At 73.6% G+C, this 15,000-nt stretch carries 15 protein-coding genes; 12 read left to right on the forward strand and 3 right to left on the reverse strand.

The window, feature by feature from the left end:
* Nucleotides 1-213 precede the first annotated feature (213 nt).
* The 12 genes from ACFP3V_RS28995 (at nt 214) to ACFP3V_RS29050 (ending at nt 12,673) form a co-directional block, all read left to right on the forward strand.
* Nucleotides 214-618 (forward strand): carboxymuconolactone decarboxylase family protein, encoded by a 405-nt coding sequence (locus ACFP3V_RS28995; RefSeq protein ID WP_380589814.1) that lies wholly within the window; start codon nt 214-216, stop codon nt 616-618.
* Nucleotides 619-1,272: 654 nt separating this feature from the next.
* Nucleotides 1,273-2,304: an AvrD family protein gene (locus ACFP3V_RS29000; RefSeq protein WP_380589817.1), complete on the forward strand. Its 1,032-nt coding sequence runs from the start codon at nt 1,273-1,275 to the stop codon at nt 2,302-2,304.
* Between the two features lie 222 nt (nt 2,305-2,526).
* Nucleotides 2,527-3,237 carry an AAA family ATPase gene (locus ACFP3V_RS29005; RefSeq protein ID WP_380589820.1) on the forward strand — a complete coding sequence of 237 codons (711 nt, stop codon included), beginning with the start codon at nt 2,527-2,529 and terminating at the stop codon, nt 3,235-3,237.
* A 256-nt stretch (nt 3,238-3,493) separates the two neighbouring features.
* Nucleotides 3,494-4,495, forward strand: coding sequence for a beta-ketoacyl-ACP synthase III (locus ACFP3V_RS29010; protein ID WP_380589823.1), 1,002 nt, complete (start codon nt 3,494-3,496; stop codon nt 4,493-4,495).
* A gap of 95 nt (nt 4,496-4,590) precedes the next feature.
* Entirely contained in the window at nt 4,591-4,842 is a 252-nt protein-coding gene (locus tag ACFP3V_RS29015; protein WP_380589826.1) for an acyl carrier protein, read from the forward strand.
* Nucleotides 4,843-4,853: 11 nt separating this feature from the next.
* The gene (locus tag ACFP3V_RS29020; RefSeq protein WP_380589828.1) at nt 4,854-5,561 is read left to right on the forward strand and encodes an HAD family hydrolase; all 708 of its coding nucleotides are present in this window, start codon (nt 4,854-4,856) and stop codon (nt 5,559-5,561) included.
* Nucleotides 5,558-7,186: an FAD-dependent monooxygenase gene (locus ACFP3V_RS29025; RefSeq protein WP_380589830.1), complete on the forward strand. Its 1,629-nt coding sequence runs from the start codon at nt 5,558-5,560 to the stop codon at nt 7,184-7,186. Before ACFP3V_RS29020 ends, ACFP3V_RS29025 begins: the two co-directional genes overlap by 4 nt.
* A 70-nt stretch (nt 7,187-7,256) precedes the next feature.
* On the forward strand, nt 7,257-7,676 hold the full coding sequence (locus ACFP3V_RS29030) for a nuclear transport factor 2 family protein (RefSeq protein WP_380589832.1): 420 nt from the start codon (nt 7,257-7,259) through the stop codon (nt 7,674-7,676).
* An 86-nt stretch (nt 7,677-7,762) separates the two neighbouring features.
* Nucleotides 7,763-8,971 carry an acyltransferase family protein gene (locus tag ACFP3V_RS29035; protein WP_380589835.1) on the forward strand — a complete coding sequence of 403 codons (1,209 nt, stop codon included), beginning with the start codon at nt 7,763-7,765 and terminating at the stop codon, nt 8,969-8,971.
* Nucleotides 8,955-10,424 (forward strand): MFS transporter, encoded by a 1,470-nt coding sequence (locus ACFP3V_RS29040; protein WP_380589837.1) that lies wholly within the window; start codon nt 8,955-8,957, stop codon nt 10,422-10,424. Before ACFP3V_RS29035 ends, ACFP3V_RS29040 begins: the two co-directional genes overlap by 17 nt.
* Nucleotides 10,425-10,591: 167 nt before the next feature.
* Nucleotides 10,592-11,518 (forward strand): NADP-dependent oxidoreductase, encoded by a 927-nt coding sequence (locus tag ACFP3V_RS29045; RefSeq protein ID WP_380589840.1) that lies wholly within the window; start codon nt 10,592-10,594, stop codon nt 11,516-11,518.
* Between the two features lie 387 nt (nt 11,519-11,905).
* Nucleotides 11,906-12,673 carry an SDR family NAD(P)-dependent oxidoreductase gene (locus ACFP3V_RS29050; protein ID WP_380589842.1) on the forward strand — a complete coding sequence of 256 codons (768 nt, stop codon included), beginning with the start codon at nt 11,906-11,908 and terminating at the stop codon, nt 12,671-12,673.
* Nucleotides 12,674-12,732: 59 nt separating this feature from the next.
* Here ACFP3V_RS29050 and ACFP3V_RS29055 read toward each other — a convergent pair whose 3' ends face one another.
* From ACFP3V_RS29055 to ACFP3V_RS29065, 3 genes are all read right to left on the reverse strand, one after another.
* Nucleotides 12,733-13,434: a response regulator gene (locus tag ACFP3V_RS29055; protein ID WP_380589844.1), complete on the reverse strand. Its 702-nt coding sequence runs from the start codon at nt 13,432-13,434 to the stop codon at nt 12,733-12,735.
* Nucleotides 13,415-14,605 carry a sensor histidine kinase gene (locus ACFP3V_RS29060; RefSeq protein WP_380589847.1) on the reverse strand — a complete coding sequence of 397 codons (1,191 nt, stop codon included), beginning with the start codon at nt 14,603-14,605 and terminating at the stop codon, nt 13,415-13,417. The genes ACFP3V_RS29055 and ACFP3V_RS29060 overlap by 20 nt, the downstream gene beginning before the upstream one ends.
* Before the next feature lie 158 nt (nt 14,606-14,763).
* A partial coding sequence (locus tag ACFP3V_RS29065; protein ID WP_380589849.1) for a putative quinol monooxygenase occupies nt 14,764-15,000 on the reverse strand: 237 nt, incomplete at its 5' end.

Below are 15,000 nucleotides of genomic sequence, written 5' to 3' on the forward strand. Positions count from 1 at the left end.
CGGCCTCCAGAATAGCCCTCCGGAGGACCGCAGGGTGACCTTCCAGAGCATTCCCGCTATTTCGAAAGACACATCGGCACGCCACTTCGGTGGGTCATCGAGTATTCCGGAGCAATTTCGCGCCTAGCGTGGGCCGGGCACCTGCCGCACCGTCGGCCCGGTGCCGTCCCGGCGCGCCGGCTCCGGGACGCCGACCCGTCACGAAGGACCGCCATGAGCAGCAGTGATTCCGCACGCGACGAGCTGGCCGCGGACGTCTTCCGCAGGCTCTCCGGCCCGGGCGAGGCGCCGCCCTGGGCTCCGCTGGAGGAGGACGCCCCCGGTCTCGGCGCGCTGATCCGGGAGGGCCTGGGCGGCATCCTCGCCGGTCCTCGACTCGACTTGCGTACGCGGGAGTTGGCGACGGTGTGCATGCTCGCCGCGCTCGGCGGCTGCGAGCCCCAGCTCGCCTTCCACGCCCGCGGCGCGCTCCGCGCCGGGGCGACACCGGAGGAAGTCGTCGAGGCCGTGGCCCAAGTCGCCGTCTATGCGGGCGTCCCCCGCACCCTCAACGCCCTCGCGGTGGTCCGTCCAGCGCTGAGCCTCTCGGCAGCCTCACCTGCCCCTGCCACCCGCTGAGTGGGCACCGACCGAGGGGCGAAGGGGCGCGGCCCCGGAGCGACGCCGCCCCGCCGACCGGCTCCTGCCCTCGCGCCGTACCAGGGTCGCAGCCCTGGTTCGGTCGGCACGGGCCGAGGCCACAGGTCCTGACGACGTGGCATCCCGCCCAGGGAGCCCCCGGCGGTCCAGGGGCGGCCCTGCCCGGCCCAGCGGCCCGGACTGGAGGACCAGCCCGCGCGCAGCGCCGGACCGCAGCCCGACCGTCGGGCGTGGGCCCGGCCCCGCTCGGGCCGGAATCCGCCCGGCGGTGTCCCTGCCCGCGGTATCCCGGCCGGGCTCGGAGGGTGAACCCGGCCTCGGCGCGCGCCACCGCCCCGAGGCGGGCCCCGGGCACCTGGCAGGGGCCGCCGGCTCCTCGGCGCGGCCGCGCCGGGTCTGGCACCCGCGCCTACCTGGCGTGACGGGTACCGCGGCGCTGGGGACTACCACCTTTGGTCCACCCGCGTAGCACCCAAAGGGAAATGGTGGTCCGGAATTGCCCGGGGCTAGCGTCGAAAGCGTTCCGCCGGGAATCCGGGGACGGAATTCCTGGAGACACCGCCCGCGCCCCGCTCACCGCATCGCGGAAGCGGGCCGGCACCGAACCGACACCACAGGAAGGAGCGCGGAGAAATGGTGCAGACACCCGTGTCAGCCCACCTCAGCGCCACGATCGACGATCTGCTGGGGCCCGCGTCCGGACGCTTCTTCGGGAGCGGATACCGGCGCATCGGACAGCAGGTCGGGGAATTCTCCTGGGATTCCGCGGCCGGTTCCCTGCAGGCCACGGCCGGGGTTCGCTATCCGGTGGACTGGTCCGTGAAGCGGACGGATCGGACCCTGGCCCCGCATCTCAGCACCATCGACGCGCTGGTCTTCGCCGCCCAGCTCAGCGACGCCGCCCTGACGCTCCGTCACGGCCTCGACGCCGCACAGCGGCGCAGCCAGTGGCTGCGCCGGGTCGAGATCCGGGCCGGCAGCCGGCCGGACGAGGAGGGCTTGGACGCGCTCCCGGCCAAGGCCCAACTCCGACCCGCCGCAGGCGAACCGCTGCTCCCCGGGCACGCCCTCACCCTGGTCGACTGCCGGATCGGCCGGATGGGCGTGCGCTGCACCGTGGAGCACCCGGCCGTCCCCGTGGCGGACCACGCGGCCGACACCAGCGGCCCGGACCCGCTGGGCCCGGCCGAGGAGCGGGTCTGGGGCCTCGGCTACCAGCGCCACCGCCAGCACCTCACCGAGGTCGGCACCGACCTCCGTGGGCCGGAGCCCACCGCCACGGCCCGGATGGAGCTTTCCGTCGCCCCCGGCGGCCCGATGGACCAGGGCCTGGAGGGCGGCTACCGCCCCGGCTGGTCGCTGGTCGACTCCTTCGTGGCCGCGCTCCAGCTGGGTCAGGTCCTCCTCTACGAGTTGGACGCCGTCAGCCGGGCCGAGTCGAGCACGCTGTGGATGCGCAGGACCGTGCTGACCGCCGACGTCCCCCCGGCGGGGCTGACCGGGCCGGTCCCGGTCGGCGTGGTCCTCGCCGACCCGCAGCTGCTGGACTCCCGCAGCGCCCGCTGGCGCAGCGCGGACATCCGATTCCGGGGCGCCGGGACGGAGGTGCTCTGCTCGGTCACCCACCGGCTCCCGGAACCGTCCGTGCCGGCCGCCGCGCGATGACCGCCGAAGTGTCCACGGAGTTCCCCGCGAGGTTCCACTCGGCGTTCCCCTCCGACCTGCCCGCGGAGTTCCCCACCGACCTCCCCGACGACCTCCCCGACGAACTCCTCGGCCGGGCGACCGCTCTGGACCTGCTCGGCCTGATCGTCAGCCGTACCCGCACCACTCCTCATCGGAGCCCAACCGCCCCACGACGACCGGGGCCCCAACGGAAGGCAGCAGATGAAACTCGGGATCTCCGGGACCTACTCGTCCGGCAAGACACTGACCTCGATCGCGCTCTCCCACTACACCGGCATACCGCGGACCCTGGCCCGCACCATGCGGGAGATCCTGCCCGAAGCCGCTCCCGGCAAGGCGCTTGAGGAGTGCACCGCGGCCGAGCTGATCCAGATGATCGTCGTGCGGCACACGGAACGCGTGGCGCACGAACGGGAGTTGGCCGGCCGAGGGTTCATCTCCGACGGCTCCTCGCTGCAGGAGTGGATCTACGGCTCGATCCGGGTCCGTGTCGGCATCAACCCCAACGCCTCCGTCCACCTCGGTGACGCCGATGTGGACCGCACCCCGGAACTGGAGTTCTTCGAGTCCGTGATGGAGCGGCTCGGCGTCTCCTTCAAGCTGCACGTACAGCGCTCCTTCGACGCCTTCGTCCACCTGCGCAACGAGCTGCCGCTCGCCGCGGACGGCCACCGGCCGGTCAACGAGCGCTTCCGCACCCTGGCCGACGAGACGCTGCTGCGGGTCCTCGACGAACTCGGCATCCCGGTGCACGTGATCGGGGGGCCGCTGGCCCACCGGCTGGAGCGGATCGCCGAACAGCTGGGCTTGGAGCCGGTGATGACGACACGTCAGGCCATCGCCCGTGCCTCCGCGGAGTACCGCTCCCTCGACACCCGCGACGAGCGGGAGCGCATCGCCGCCGCCGCATGACCATGCGGCTCCGCACCCATCGCACCGCCGTGACCAGCACAGATGCGCGTGACTCCGACAACAGCCCGACAGCAGAAGCCAGAAGAAGCCGAATGAAGGAAGAGCGGTCCGACACCTGACCGGTGTCCACAGTTGGCGCCGTGAACCGGAAAGGCCGTCGAACCGCTCGTGCAGACCAGCGAAGGGCCCACAGCATGTCTTCTACCACACCGGGGACAACCCCCACCAACGCCTCCTGCGGACAGGGGGGTTCACGATGAGCCGCGCCGCGGTCCTCACCGGGATCGGGGCCATGGTCCCGCCGCGCGAGGTCGGCAACGACGCCTTCGCGGAGCGGCTCGCCACCAGCGACGAATGGATCAGGACGCGGACCGGCATCCGGAAGCGCCACATGGTCGATCCGGGGACGTCCACCAGCGACCTCGCGGTGGAGGCCGGCCAGCGGGCGCTCAAGTCCGCGGGCCGGGACCAGGTGGACCTCGTGGTGCTCGCCACCGCGACGCCCGACTACCCGCTGCCGGGCACCGCGCCGGACGTGGCCTCCCGGCTGGGTCTCGACCACGTGCCGGCCTTCGACGTCGCAGCCGTGTGCGCGGGCTTCGTCTACGCCCTGGCCACCGCTGCGGGCACCATCGGGGCCGGCCTGACCGACCGGGTGCTGGTGATCGGAGCGGAGGCGTTCAGCACCATCCTCGACCCCACCGACCGGGGCACCGCGATCCTCTTCGGCGACGGGGCCGGAGCCGTGGTGCTGGAGCGCGGACCGGCCGACGCTCCGGGCGCGCTGCTCGGGTTCGACCTGGGCAGCGACGGGAGCATGGCCGACCTGATCATGATCCCGGGCGGCGGCTCCCGCCAGCGCTCCGGCGGCGCTCCGCCGGACGCCGACCGTGCCTGGTTCACCATGCAGGGCCGGGAGGTCTTCGGTCAGGCCGCGACCCGGATGGCCGAGTCCACCCGGACGCTGCTGAAGACCATCGACTGGCCGGTCGAGAGTGTCGACCGCTTCGTCGGCCACCAGGCCAACGTCCGCATCCTGCACGCCGTTTCGGACCTGATCGGGCTGCCCCGGGAGCGCGCCGTGGTCCATCTGGACCAGGTCGGCAACACCTCGGCCGCCTCCATCCCGCTGGCCCTGGCGCACGCCGCCGCGACCGGGCAGCTGCTGCCCGGCCACCGGGTCGCCATGAGCGCCTTCGGCGGCGGACTCGCGTGGGGCTCCGCGGCCCTGGTCTGGCCCGACGTCGTGCCCGGCTGAACCGGCCCCGATCGGGCGACCGACTCCGCCTTCGCGCAGCGCAAGCACCACCGGCCTCAGAGAGATCCAGACCCAGACAGAGAAGGAGCACAGCCATGCCCACCCAGACCGTCGACCACATCCTCGACGTCCTCCGCACCAAGTACGGCTACACCCCCGACGAGCTCGACGCCGACACCGACTTCGAGGAGGCCGGCTTCGACTCCCTGGTCTTCGTCGAGCTGGCCGTCGCCCTGGAGAACAGCTACGGCGTCCCGCTCACGGAGGCCGAGGTCGCCGGGACCCGGTCCGCCACGGAGCTGGCCGCCCTGCTGGACGCCAGGATCGCCGCGCCCCGCGCGGCCTGACGGGACCGACGATGCCCCGGAACCGCGGCGCGGCCTTCTTCGACGTGGACGGCACCCTGACCACGCGCACCACGCTGTTCCGCTTCCTCCGGCACGACCTGGCCGCCCGCGGTTTCCCGGCCCGGACCTTCGAGGAGCACCGGGCCCAGTTCCGCGAGCTCACCTCGGTCGGCGTCCCGCGGACGGTGACCAGCCGCCGATACTTCCGGCTGTTCGCCGGCCGCGGCGCCGCGGAGCTGTACCGCAGCGGACGGCAGTGGTTCCGCGCCGAGTGGGCCGACGGCGGCCTGTTCCGGCCCGAGGCGGTGGCGGCGCTCCGCCGCCACGCCCGGGCCGGGGACCGCGTGGTGCTGGTCTCCGGATCGTTCGCGGTCTGCCTGGACCCCCTGGCCGAACTGCTCGGCGCGGACACGGTGCTGTGCACCGGGCTGGAGATCCGCGGCGGCCGCTTCACCGGCGAGGTGGCCCGGCCGATGCTCGACCGCCACAAGGCCCGCGCCGTCCGGGAGTTCGCGCGCGACCACCGGATCGACCTCGCCGCCAGCCACGCCTACGGCGACCACTCCTCCGACCTGCCGCTGCTGCGGCAGGTCGGGCACCCGGTGGCCGTCGGCACGGACCCCGCCCTCGCGGCCGCCGCCACCGCCGGGTGCTGGGCCCGGCTGGCACCGACCGCACCGCCTGAACCAGACCTACGCAGAAGTGGAGAAGAACGGTGAGCCAGACCGCACCGGACCCGGCCGCACCGGACGTGCTGATCGTCGGGGCCGGACCCGTGGGCATGGTGCTCGGCTGCGAGCTGCTGCAGCAGGGCGTCCGCATCCGCCTGATCGACCGTCAACCCACCGTCGACGAGAGCGATCCGCACTCCAAGGGCATCCTCGTCTGGCCGCGCAGCCTGGAGCTGCTCCGCCGGATCGGCGTCAGCGAGCAACTGCTCGCCCGCGGCCACCGCAGCGGCAAGGTCGGGTACTACTCCGACGGCCGACTGCTCGGCAGCGCCCGCCTGGACCGCCACCCGGACTCGCCCTACCCCTTCGTGCTCACGCTGCCGCAGCGGGAGACCGAGCAGGTACTGCGCGCCCGGCTGGCCGAGCTGGGCGGCGTGGTCGAACGCGGAGTCAGCCTGGACCACCTGGACCCGGACGGGGACAGGCCCACCGCGCTGCTGCGCCACCCGGACGGCCGGACCGAGACCGTCCGCCCGTCCTGGCTGGTCGGCGCCGACGGCCCCGGCAGCACCGTGCGCGGGCTGCTCGGCATCAGCTTCGACGGCGAGCCGATCGACGTGAGCTACGCCATCGGCGACGCCGTGCTGACCGGCGACGCGCCCGCCGACACCGCCTACTACTACGCGCCCGACGGCGTGGTGGCCCTGGTCCCGCTGCGGGACGGCGCCTACCGCATCGCCGCCAACATCCCGCACCGCGGCGAGGACGAGGGCGACCCGCCGCGCGAGCTGCTGGAGGAGATCATCCGGCGCCGGGCCAGGATCGACGTCACCGTCCAGGAACCGCTGTGGACCCGGTCGTTCCGGCCCCGGTTGGGCCTCGCGGGCTCGTTGCGGCGAGGCCGCTGCTTCCTTGCCGGGGACTCCGGGCACGCCATCAGTCCGGCCGGCGGGCAGGGCATGAATGTCGGCTTCCAGGACGCCGCCAACCTGGCCTGGAAGCTGGCCGGAGTGGTCCGCGGGCGCCTGGACGAGCGGGTGCTCGACAGCTACGGCCCGGAGCGCCTGGCCGGCGCGCAGCGCATGTCCGCCACCTCGGCCGCGCAGGCCCGCTTCGCGATGCAGCGCAGCCCGCTGCGGCGGCTGCGGCGGGACGCCGTCTTCGTGGCGGGCCGGCTGCTGGGCGTGCTGCAGCGGGTGCTGGTGCCGCTGCTCAGCCAGACCGACACCAACTACGGCCAGCTGGACACCCGTCCGCTGGTGCTGCGGCGGCAGGGCCTGGCCACGCCGGGCGCGCGGCTGCCGCTCTTCGCCGGCCCGGCCCTGCCCGACGGCACTCCGGCCCTCGACCCCTACCGGCACAGCGTGCTGCTGTGGCCGGGCCGCAGGACCGGCCACAGCTGGACCGCCACCGCCGCCCGGCTCCGGGAGCGGTTCGCAGACAGCGCCGAGGTGCTCGACCTGGGCGGCCTGCCCCGCGAGGCCGCCGCCAAGCTGCGCCGGCACCTCGGGCCGACGCCATCCCTGGCGCTGGTCCGTCCGGACGGCCACCTGGCCGCCCGTGCCCCGCTGGACCGCCCCGAGCTGTTGCAGCGGGAGCTGCAGGCGCTGGCCCCGAGCCGGTCCCCCCGCGCCGGACGCGGCGTCCCCACCGCTGCGGCGGCCCTGGGCTGACCCCAGGCCGCACGTGTTCGACCTGACCTCCCCTCCGACCACCCGTCAGCAACCCCGAGGAGACACCGACATGACCACCGCTCAGACCACCACCGCGCGCGACGCCGCCGAGGCACTGCAGGAGTTCTTCACCCGCTTCGGCAGCGGCGACCGCTCCGGCGCGCTGGAACTGTTCGGCGAGGAGACCGACTTCGAGGTCCCCGGCGCCGCAGCCGTCCCCTGGACCGGCCGGCGCCGCACCCGCGAGGAGATCGGCGCCTTCCTGGACGCCTGCTGGACCCTCGTGGACACCGAGGCCTTCGCCGTGGACCGGATCCTGGCCGACGGCGGGCACGCCGTCGCCCTGGGCAGCTTCACCCACCGGGTCAAGAGCACCGGCAAGCCCTTCACGTCCTCCTTCGCCCTGCACATCGAGGTCCGCGACGGCCTGATCCGCGGCTACCGGATGCACGAGGACAGCCACGCCGCCCTCGAGGCCTTCACCGCCTGACCCTCCGTCACCGTCCGCCGCCGGTGCGGTGCGGCCCCGGCCGCACCGCACCGCTCCACCCTCCTCCTACTCGGAAAGGCATCCTCATGGCCGAGCTGCACAGCGGCTCCAGACCGGGCCGTCTGCCCTCGCTCACCGGACTGCGCACCGCCGCCGCGCTGATGGTGTTCGGCTTCCACATCTACGCGGTGGCGCTGTTCGCCTCCCCCGGGGTGAACCGGTGGATGGCGCACTCGCTGAGCCAAGGTGGTGTCGGCGTCACCTTCTTCTTCCTGCTCAGCGGCTTCCTGCTGACCTGGACCGCCCGCCGGGACGACACCGCCCGGGCGTTCTGGCGCCGCCGGGCCGCGAAGATCCTGCCCAACCACGTGGTGACCTGGGTGGCCGCACTGGCCTTCCTCGGCTGGACCGGGCTCAGCCTCACCGGTTCGTTCACCCCGATCGGACTGGACTCGCTGCCCAACCTGTTCCTGATCCAGGACTGGTTCCCGCGCGCCGGGGTCTTCTTCAGCATGAACATCCCGAGCTGGTCCCTGGGCTGCGAGGCGGTCTTCTACCTCTGCTTCCCGCTGCTGCTGCGGGCGCTGCGCCGGGTGCCGGCGCGGGGGCTGTGGCCGCTGGCGGCGGCGCTGGTGGCGGCCGTCTGGCTGATGCCGCTGCTCGCCGACACCCTGTTCCACGGCGGCCCGGCCGTCCCCGGCCTGCCGGTCAGCGAGGACCGGATGTGGTTCGTCTACACGCTGCCGCCGGTGCGGATGCTGGAGTTCGCGCTCGGCATCGTGCTCGCCCTGGTGGTGGCCGCCGGGCGGTGGCCGCGAATCCCGCTGGGCCTGGCCACGGTGCTGTCCCTGGCGGGGTATGTCGCCTCGTCCTACCTGCCGTACCTGTGGGGCCTGAACGCGGGTGCCCTGGTCCCGCTCGCGCTGCTGATCCCGGCCGCCGCGACCGCGGACCTGGACGGACGCCGCTCGTTCTGGCGCAGCCGGACCATGTGCTGGCTGGGCAACGTGTCCTTCGCCTTCTACCTGGTGCACCAACTGGTCATCCGCTACGTGCACTTCCTCTTCGGGGCGACCCGGTCCTTCGGCACCGCCGAGGCGCTCGGGCTCACCCTGCTCTGCCTGTCGGTCTCGCTGCTGCTGGCGACCGGCCTCTACTACGGCGTCGAACTGCCGCTGATGCGGCTGCTCGGCCCCACGCGCAGGACGCCCGCCGCCCCGGCGCGTCCGGAAATCTCCGTGCCCGTCCCGACCCGCGCACCCGCGCAGGAGGTCTCGCATGTCCACCACTACTGATCCGGCCCTGGGGACCGCCGCGGCCGACACCGCCCCGGCGGTCATGACGCGGCGTCACCGTCTGATCCTGACGCTGCTGCTGGGCGCCCAGTTCATGCTGGCCGCCGACTTCTCCATCCTCAACGTGGCCCTGCCCGACCTGGGTCGCAGCCTCGGCTTCGCCCTGTCGGACCTGCAGTGGGTGACCACCGCCTTCTCGCTGGCCGCCGCGGGCTTCACACTGCTCTTCGGCCGGGTGGCCGACCTGTTCGGACGCCGTCGGCTGTTCCTGATCGGCATGGCACTGCTGACCGCGGCCTCGCTGGTCGGCGGACTCGCCGACGCTCCCGGCGTCCTGCTCGCCGGCCGGGTGGCCCAGGGCTTCGCCACCGCCATCGTGACTCCGGCGGCGCTGTCGCTGCTGACCACCTCGTTCCCCGAAGGGCCGCTCCGCGCCCGGGCGTTGGGCCTGAACGGGGCGATGCTCTCGGCCGGGTTCATCACCGGCGCGGTGCTGGGCGGCGTTCTCACCGACTTCCTCAGCTGGCGCTGGGCGTTCTTCATCAACGTCCCCGTCGGCGTGCTGGTGCTGGTGCTGGCCCTGTCCGTGCTGAAGGAGAGCCGCGCCGAGCGGGCCGGGAAGCTGGACGTACCCGGTGCGGTGACGGTCAGCGGCGGTCTGCTGGCGCTGGTCTACGGCATCACCGCGGCCCAGTCCCACGGGTGGACCTCGGCCGGCACGCTGGTGCCGCTGGCGATCGGCGTGGCGCTGCTGGTGCTGTTCTGGTTCATCGAGCTGCACACCGCCGAACCGCTGGCCTCACTGCGTGTGCTGACCCGCCGTTCGGTCCGCTGGGGCAACCTGGGCGGCCTGGTCACCTTCACCATGGGCAGCGGCGTCACCTTCCTGATGACGCTCTACCTGCAGCAGGTGCTCGGCTACTCCCCGCTCGTCACCGGCCTCTCCTTCGGCCTGCTGGGCGCCGCCGCGTTCGTCGGCGGCACGGTGGCCCCCAAGGTCATCGGGCGGCTCGGCGGCCCGCAGGCCCTGGTCGTCGGCCTGCTGGTGCAGGCGTCGGCGAGCTTCATGCTGGCGGCTCTCGGCGGCCACAGTAAGAGCTGGATCGTGCTGGTGCTGGCCGGAACCGCGGTCGCCGGCTTCGGCCACATCAGCGCCGTGGTCGCCTACATGGTGACGGCCACCTCCGGACTGCCGGACAGCGAGCAGGGACTGGCCACCGGCCTGACCACGCTGACCCAGCTGGTGGGCCTGACCCTGGGCATCCCGGTGCTCAGCTCCGTCGCCACCGCCCGGGTGCACGCACTCCAGGCCACCCACAGCGCCGCCGACGCGGTGCTCGGCGGCGTCCGGCTGGCCCTCCTGGTGAACGGCGGAGTGCTGGTCGCCGGCGCGCTGGCGATCGGCCTGTTCTTCGCCCTGCCCGGGCGGCGGACCGCCGCGGTCGCCGCCTGAGCCGTCCCCCCATCGGTCCGCCGCCTACCACTTTGGGGACAGCGGCGGGCCACCTAGGAAGCAAACCCGGCTTCCGGCGGCCGTGGCTGATCTACGGTCAGATCACGGCCGTTCTCCCGTAGTTGATCCCGTGCACAACGGAAAGCCCCGAGAAAGGCGTCACTCCCATGCGAGCTGTCATTGTCGAGTCCTTCGGCGAGCCCGAGGCCGCGAAGGTCTCCGAGCTGCCCCTCCCCGAGCCGGGTGCCGGCGAGGTCCGGATCCGCGTCACGGGCGCCGCGGTGCACCCGGCCGACCTGCTCACCCGCTCCGGCGCCCTGGCGGGTGTGCTGCCGGAGCAGCCGCACTACCGTCTCGGCTGGGACCTGGCCGGCACGGTCGACGCCGTGGGCGAGGGTGTCACCTCGTTCCGGGCCGGGGACCGGGTCGTCGGCCTGTCGGACTGGTTCGCCGCACTGAACGGCACCCAGGCCGAGTACGTCGTGCTGCCGGCCGGATCCGTCGCCGCCGCGCCGTCCTCCGTTCCCGCCGAGACGGCGGCCACCCTCCCGCTCAACGGCCTCACCGCCCTGCAGGCCCTGGACCTGCTGGGACTCGACCGCGGCCAGACGCTGCTGGTGACCGGCGCGGCCGGCGGTGTCGGCGGCTTCGCCGTGCAGCTCGCCGTCGGGCGCGGACTGCGGGTCCTGGGCCTGGCCGGCAGCCAGGACAAGGAGTTCGTCACCGGCGCCGGCGCCGAGTGGATCGAGCGCGGGGACGACGCGGCCGACCACGTCCGGGCCGCGGTGCCCGGCGGCGTGGACGGCGTCTTCGACACCGCCCTGATCGGCGCGCCCGCGCTGGCCGCGTTCCGCGACGGCCTGGTCTTCGTCAACGTCTTCCCCCCGGCTGCGCCCGCCGCCGAGCGCGGGGTCCGGGTGGACAGCGTCGGCGTGCAGAGCAACGGTGCCCAACTCGCGGAGCTGGTCCGGCTGGTGGATGAGGGCGCGCTGACCCTGCGGCTGGCGGCGACCCTGCCGGCGGAGGAGGTCCCGGCCGCCCACACCCGGCTGGGCGCAGGCGGCAGCCGCGGCGGCATCGTCCTCACCTTCTGACCCTCACCGCGTCCGCGGAGCCGCCGAGCTTCACAGCGGGCCAGGCCCCCATTCCCCTGGTGCGGCCCGGCACTTGGTGGCTGAGCGGATCGGCCCGGCCGGCGGCGCTCCCCCTTCGCACGGCCGGGCCGCGACCGCCGCGGGGGGCGTCGCCCCGCAAGGGCGTCCGCCCCGCCACCGACCAGCGCCCGCCGCTCCGNACGGCCGGAGCGGCGGGCACGACCGAACCCCGGACCGCTCGGGCCCGGCGGAACCGTCCCGTCGCGCACGGACATTGCGGACACTTTCCCCAACTCCGGCCCTGCCCCCGCCCCTCGCCCGGTTGAATGCTGTCCGCAACCGTCCCTACCGCCCGCGCCTGCCCCTCCCGCCACCCCAGGAGCCAAGATGACCGCCCACCCGAGCCGCACCGTCGTGGTCGCCGGCGCCGGAAGCGACATCGGCGCCGCCGTCGCCGGCCGACTCGCCCGCACCGGATGCCGTATCGCCCTGGTCGACCGCCGGGAGAACCACTGCTACCGCGCCCTGGAGCGGGTCACCGCCGCGGACGGCCAGGCCCAGATCTTCACGGCCGACGTCAGCCTGATCCACGAGGCCGAGGCGGCTGTCGCCCGCATCGTCGACGCCTGGGGGCCGCCCGACGTCCTGGTGCACGACCTGCTGCCGCAGCGGCGTCCGCTGGACGCCCCGGCCACCGCCCGCGAGGACGACTGGGACGGTGTCGTGCGCAGCCGCCTGCGCGCGCCCTACGTGCTCACCGCCGCCGTGCAGCGGCACATGGTCCGCCGGCGCTGGGGCCGCATCGTGCTCGTGTCCGCGCCGCGGCCGCCCGCGGCGGAGGAGGACCCGGCCGCGGCCGCCGCCCTGGCCGGCCTGTTCGGCCTGACCCGCTCCCTGGCCACCCGGCTCGGACCGCACGGTGTGACCGCCAACACGGTGGTGCCCGGTCTGATCGCGACGGAGTCGGCCGAACTCGCCGCCGCCTGCGCGGGCAGCGACCTGAACCAGCTGCGCAAGCGGGCGCTGGAGCGGGTGGCCGTCGGCCGGCCCGGCACGGCGGACGAGGTCGCCGAGGCGGTGGCCTTCTTCGCGTCCGAGCAGGCGGGCTTCGTCAGCGGCCAGGTGCTGCACGTCACCGGCGGTCCGACGGACTGACGTCCGTCCGCTCGACCGGTCCGGGGGCAACTGTCCGTTGCCGCCGGACCGGCGGGCGTTCAGGCGCGGTCGCCGCCCAGGCTCCGCGCGGAGGCCAGCGGGGACGGGATCACCGCCCGCTCCACCGCCTTGTTCACGGCGTCGATGCGGGAGACGGCGTCCAGCTTCTCGAAGATGTTCCGCAGGTGGCGCTTGACGGTCCCCTCGGTGATGCCCAGCCTGCTGGCGATCTGACGGTTGCTCAGCGCCTGCCCCGCCAGCGTCAGCACCTCCACCTCCCGCTGCGACAGGCCGCCCTGGTCGCCCGCTCCGGCGGGCGCGGCGGCCTGCCGCAGGCTCTCCGGGGAGACCGACACCGTCACCGTCCGACGGCCTCCGCCCTCGCGCTGCCGGATCGCCGAGACCAGGGTCTCCCGGCTCACGCTCTTGTGCAGGAAGCCGTGCACCCCGAGCGAGAGCAGCCCCTGCACCAGGAATTGGCTGTCATCCATGCTCAGCACGATGATCCGCACGTCCGGCAGCTGGTCCAGCAGCCGGCGGACGGTGGTCGGCGGGTCGTTCTCCGGCATCTCGATGTCCAGCACCACCACGTCCGGGCGGTAGGCGGCGGCCAGCCGGACCGTCTCGGTCCCGGTCGCCGCCTGGGCCACGACCTCGAACCCGGGTTCGGCGGCGAGCAGGTCGCACAGCGCCTCGCGGAGCAGGGTGTGGTCGTCCGCAACCAGAATGCGGACCGGCTGCTCAGCCGCGGAGTCGGTCATCCTCGTGCTCCTCCTCGATCGGGAACCAGATCATCACGCGGGTGCCGTGCCCCGGAGTGCTGCCGATGTTGAGCGTGCCGCGCAGCAGTTGGACCCGCTCCGCCATGCCGTCCAACCCGTTGCTGCCCAGCGTCCGCACCCGGTCCAGGTCGAAGCCCTGGCCGTCGTCGATCACTTCGGTCTGCACCTGGTGCGGCGCGATGTCGATGCTGACCACGACGTTGTCGGCGCGGGAGTGCCGCAGCGCGTTCCGCAGGCACTCGCGGACCAGCACGAACAGCTCCTCCGCGAGTCGGCCCGGGAGCCACTCGTCGGAGCCCTGTACCCAGATCTGGACCGAGCTGCCGGTGTCGCCCATCGAGGACACGAAGCCGCGCAACGCGGTCTCCAGGGTCCCCGAGACGTTGCTGCGGCGCAGCTCCGTCACCAACTGGCGGCTGGTGTCCAGGGCTTCGAGCACCGCCGCCTTCACCGCCCGCACCTGCGGGCCGGCCTCGGTGCCGGCGCGCTGATGGACCAGTTCGTACATCTCGAGCTGACGCATCGCCAGACTGAGCGAGTTGCCCAGCTGGTCGTGGATCTCACGGGCCAGCTTGCGCCGGCCCTCCTCGTGCAGCGCCCGCACCCGGGTGAGCAGCAGGGTGTCGTAGCCGACCGACCCGATCTCCAGCCGGCGGCTGACGCCCTGCTGCAGGGACCGCACCGCCGCGCTGTGGCCGTCCCCGTCCTCGGACAGGCCGACGGCCTCGGAGATGGCGTCCATCACCAGGTCCAGCAGGATCATGCCGGCCCGGATCGAATGAGTGAGGTGGAGGCCCTGCCGAACCCTTTCGTCGCCGAGCTTGGCGACCTCGGCGATCTGCGGACCGGAGACCACCGGCTTCCCCGCGTTCAGGCTGGCCGCGCAGTCGGCCAGAATGCGCCGGGCCTGCGCCGCGCACTGCGGCCATGCGTCCGGGTCGCTCGCCAGCGGGCTCTGGATGGCCCGCAGCCGTTCCAGGTACCGATCCAGCAGCCGGCCCTCCTGGTCGAGGAGCCGCTTCGCCGCCTCCGCCCTTCCGCCCTCCGGATCCCTGCTTCCCCCGGGATCTCTGCTCCCGCCTGGACCGTCGCTGCCAGGCGGTCCCTCTGCGGTCGGCTCGCGGCCGCCCGTCGGTGCGTCGTGGTTCACCCTGACTCCCTTCCCCCAAGGACCCAGCAGGTGCCCAAGCCGTGGTTTGTCGGGCCACTACCAACCGCCGATGATATACAGCGGTCGGCTCAACTCCAGTGCCGCAAAGGCGAAGGCGCCGAGCGCTCGCGCAGGGAGCGTCGGCGCCTTGGTGGCGATCAGCCCAGCTCGTTGGGCACGGAGGTGTTGTCGACGACGATGTGCGGGCCGCTGATGCCGTCCCGTGCGACCAGCTTCAGGAAGTCCTGCGCCGGGTAGTGCCCCCGGTGGTACGCATAGGCCGCCGCATTCCGGAACGTCGCCTCGAAGATGAACCGCGACGGGTCCGCCGGGTCCGGCACGATGTGGTAGCCCAGCGTCCCGGGCTCCGTCCGCAGCGCCAGGTACGCCTCCTT

The sequence above is a fragment of the Streptacidiphilus monticola genome (genome assembly GCF_042658505.1).
In the GTDB taxonomy this organism is placed as follows: Bacteria; Actinomycetota; Actinomycetes; order Streptomycetales; family Streptomycetaceae; genus Streptacidiphilus; species Streptacidiphilus monticola.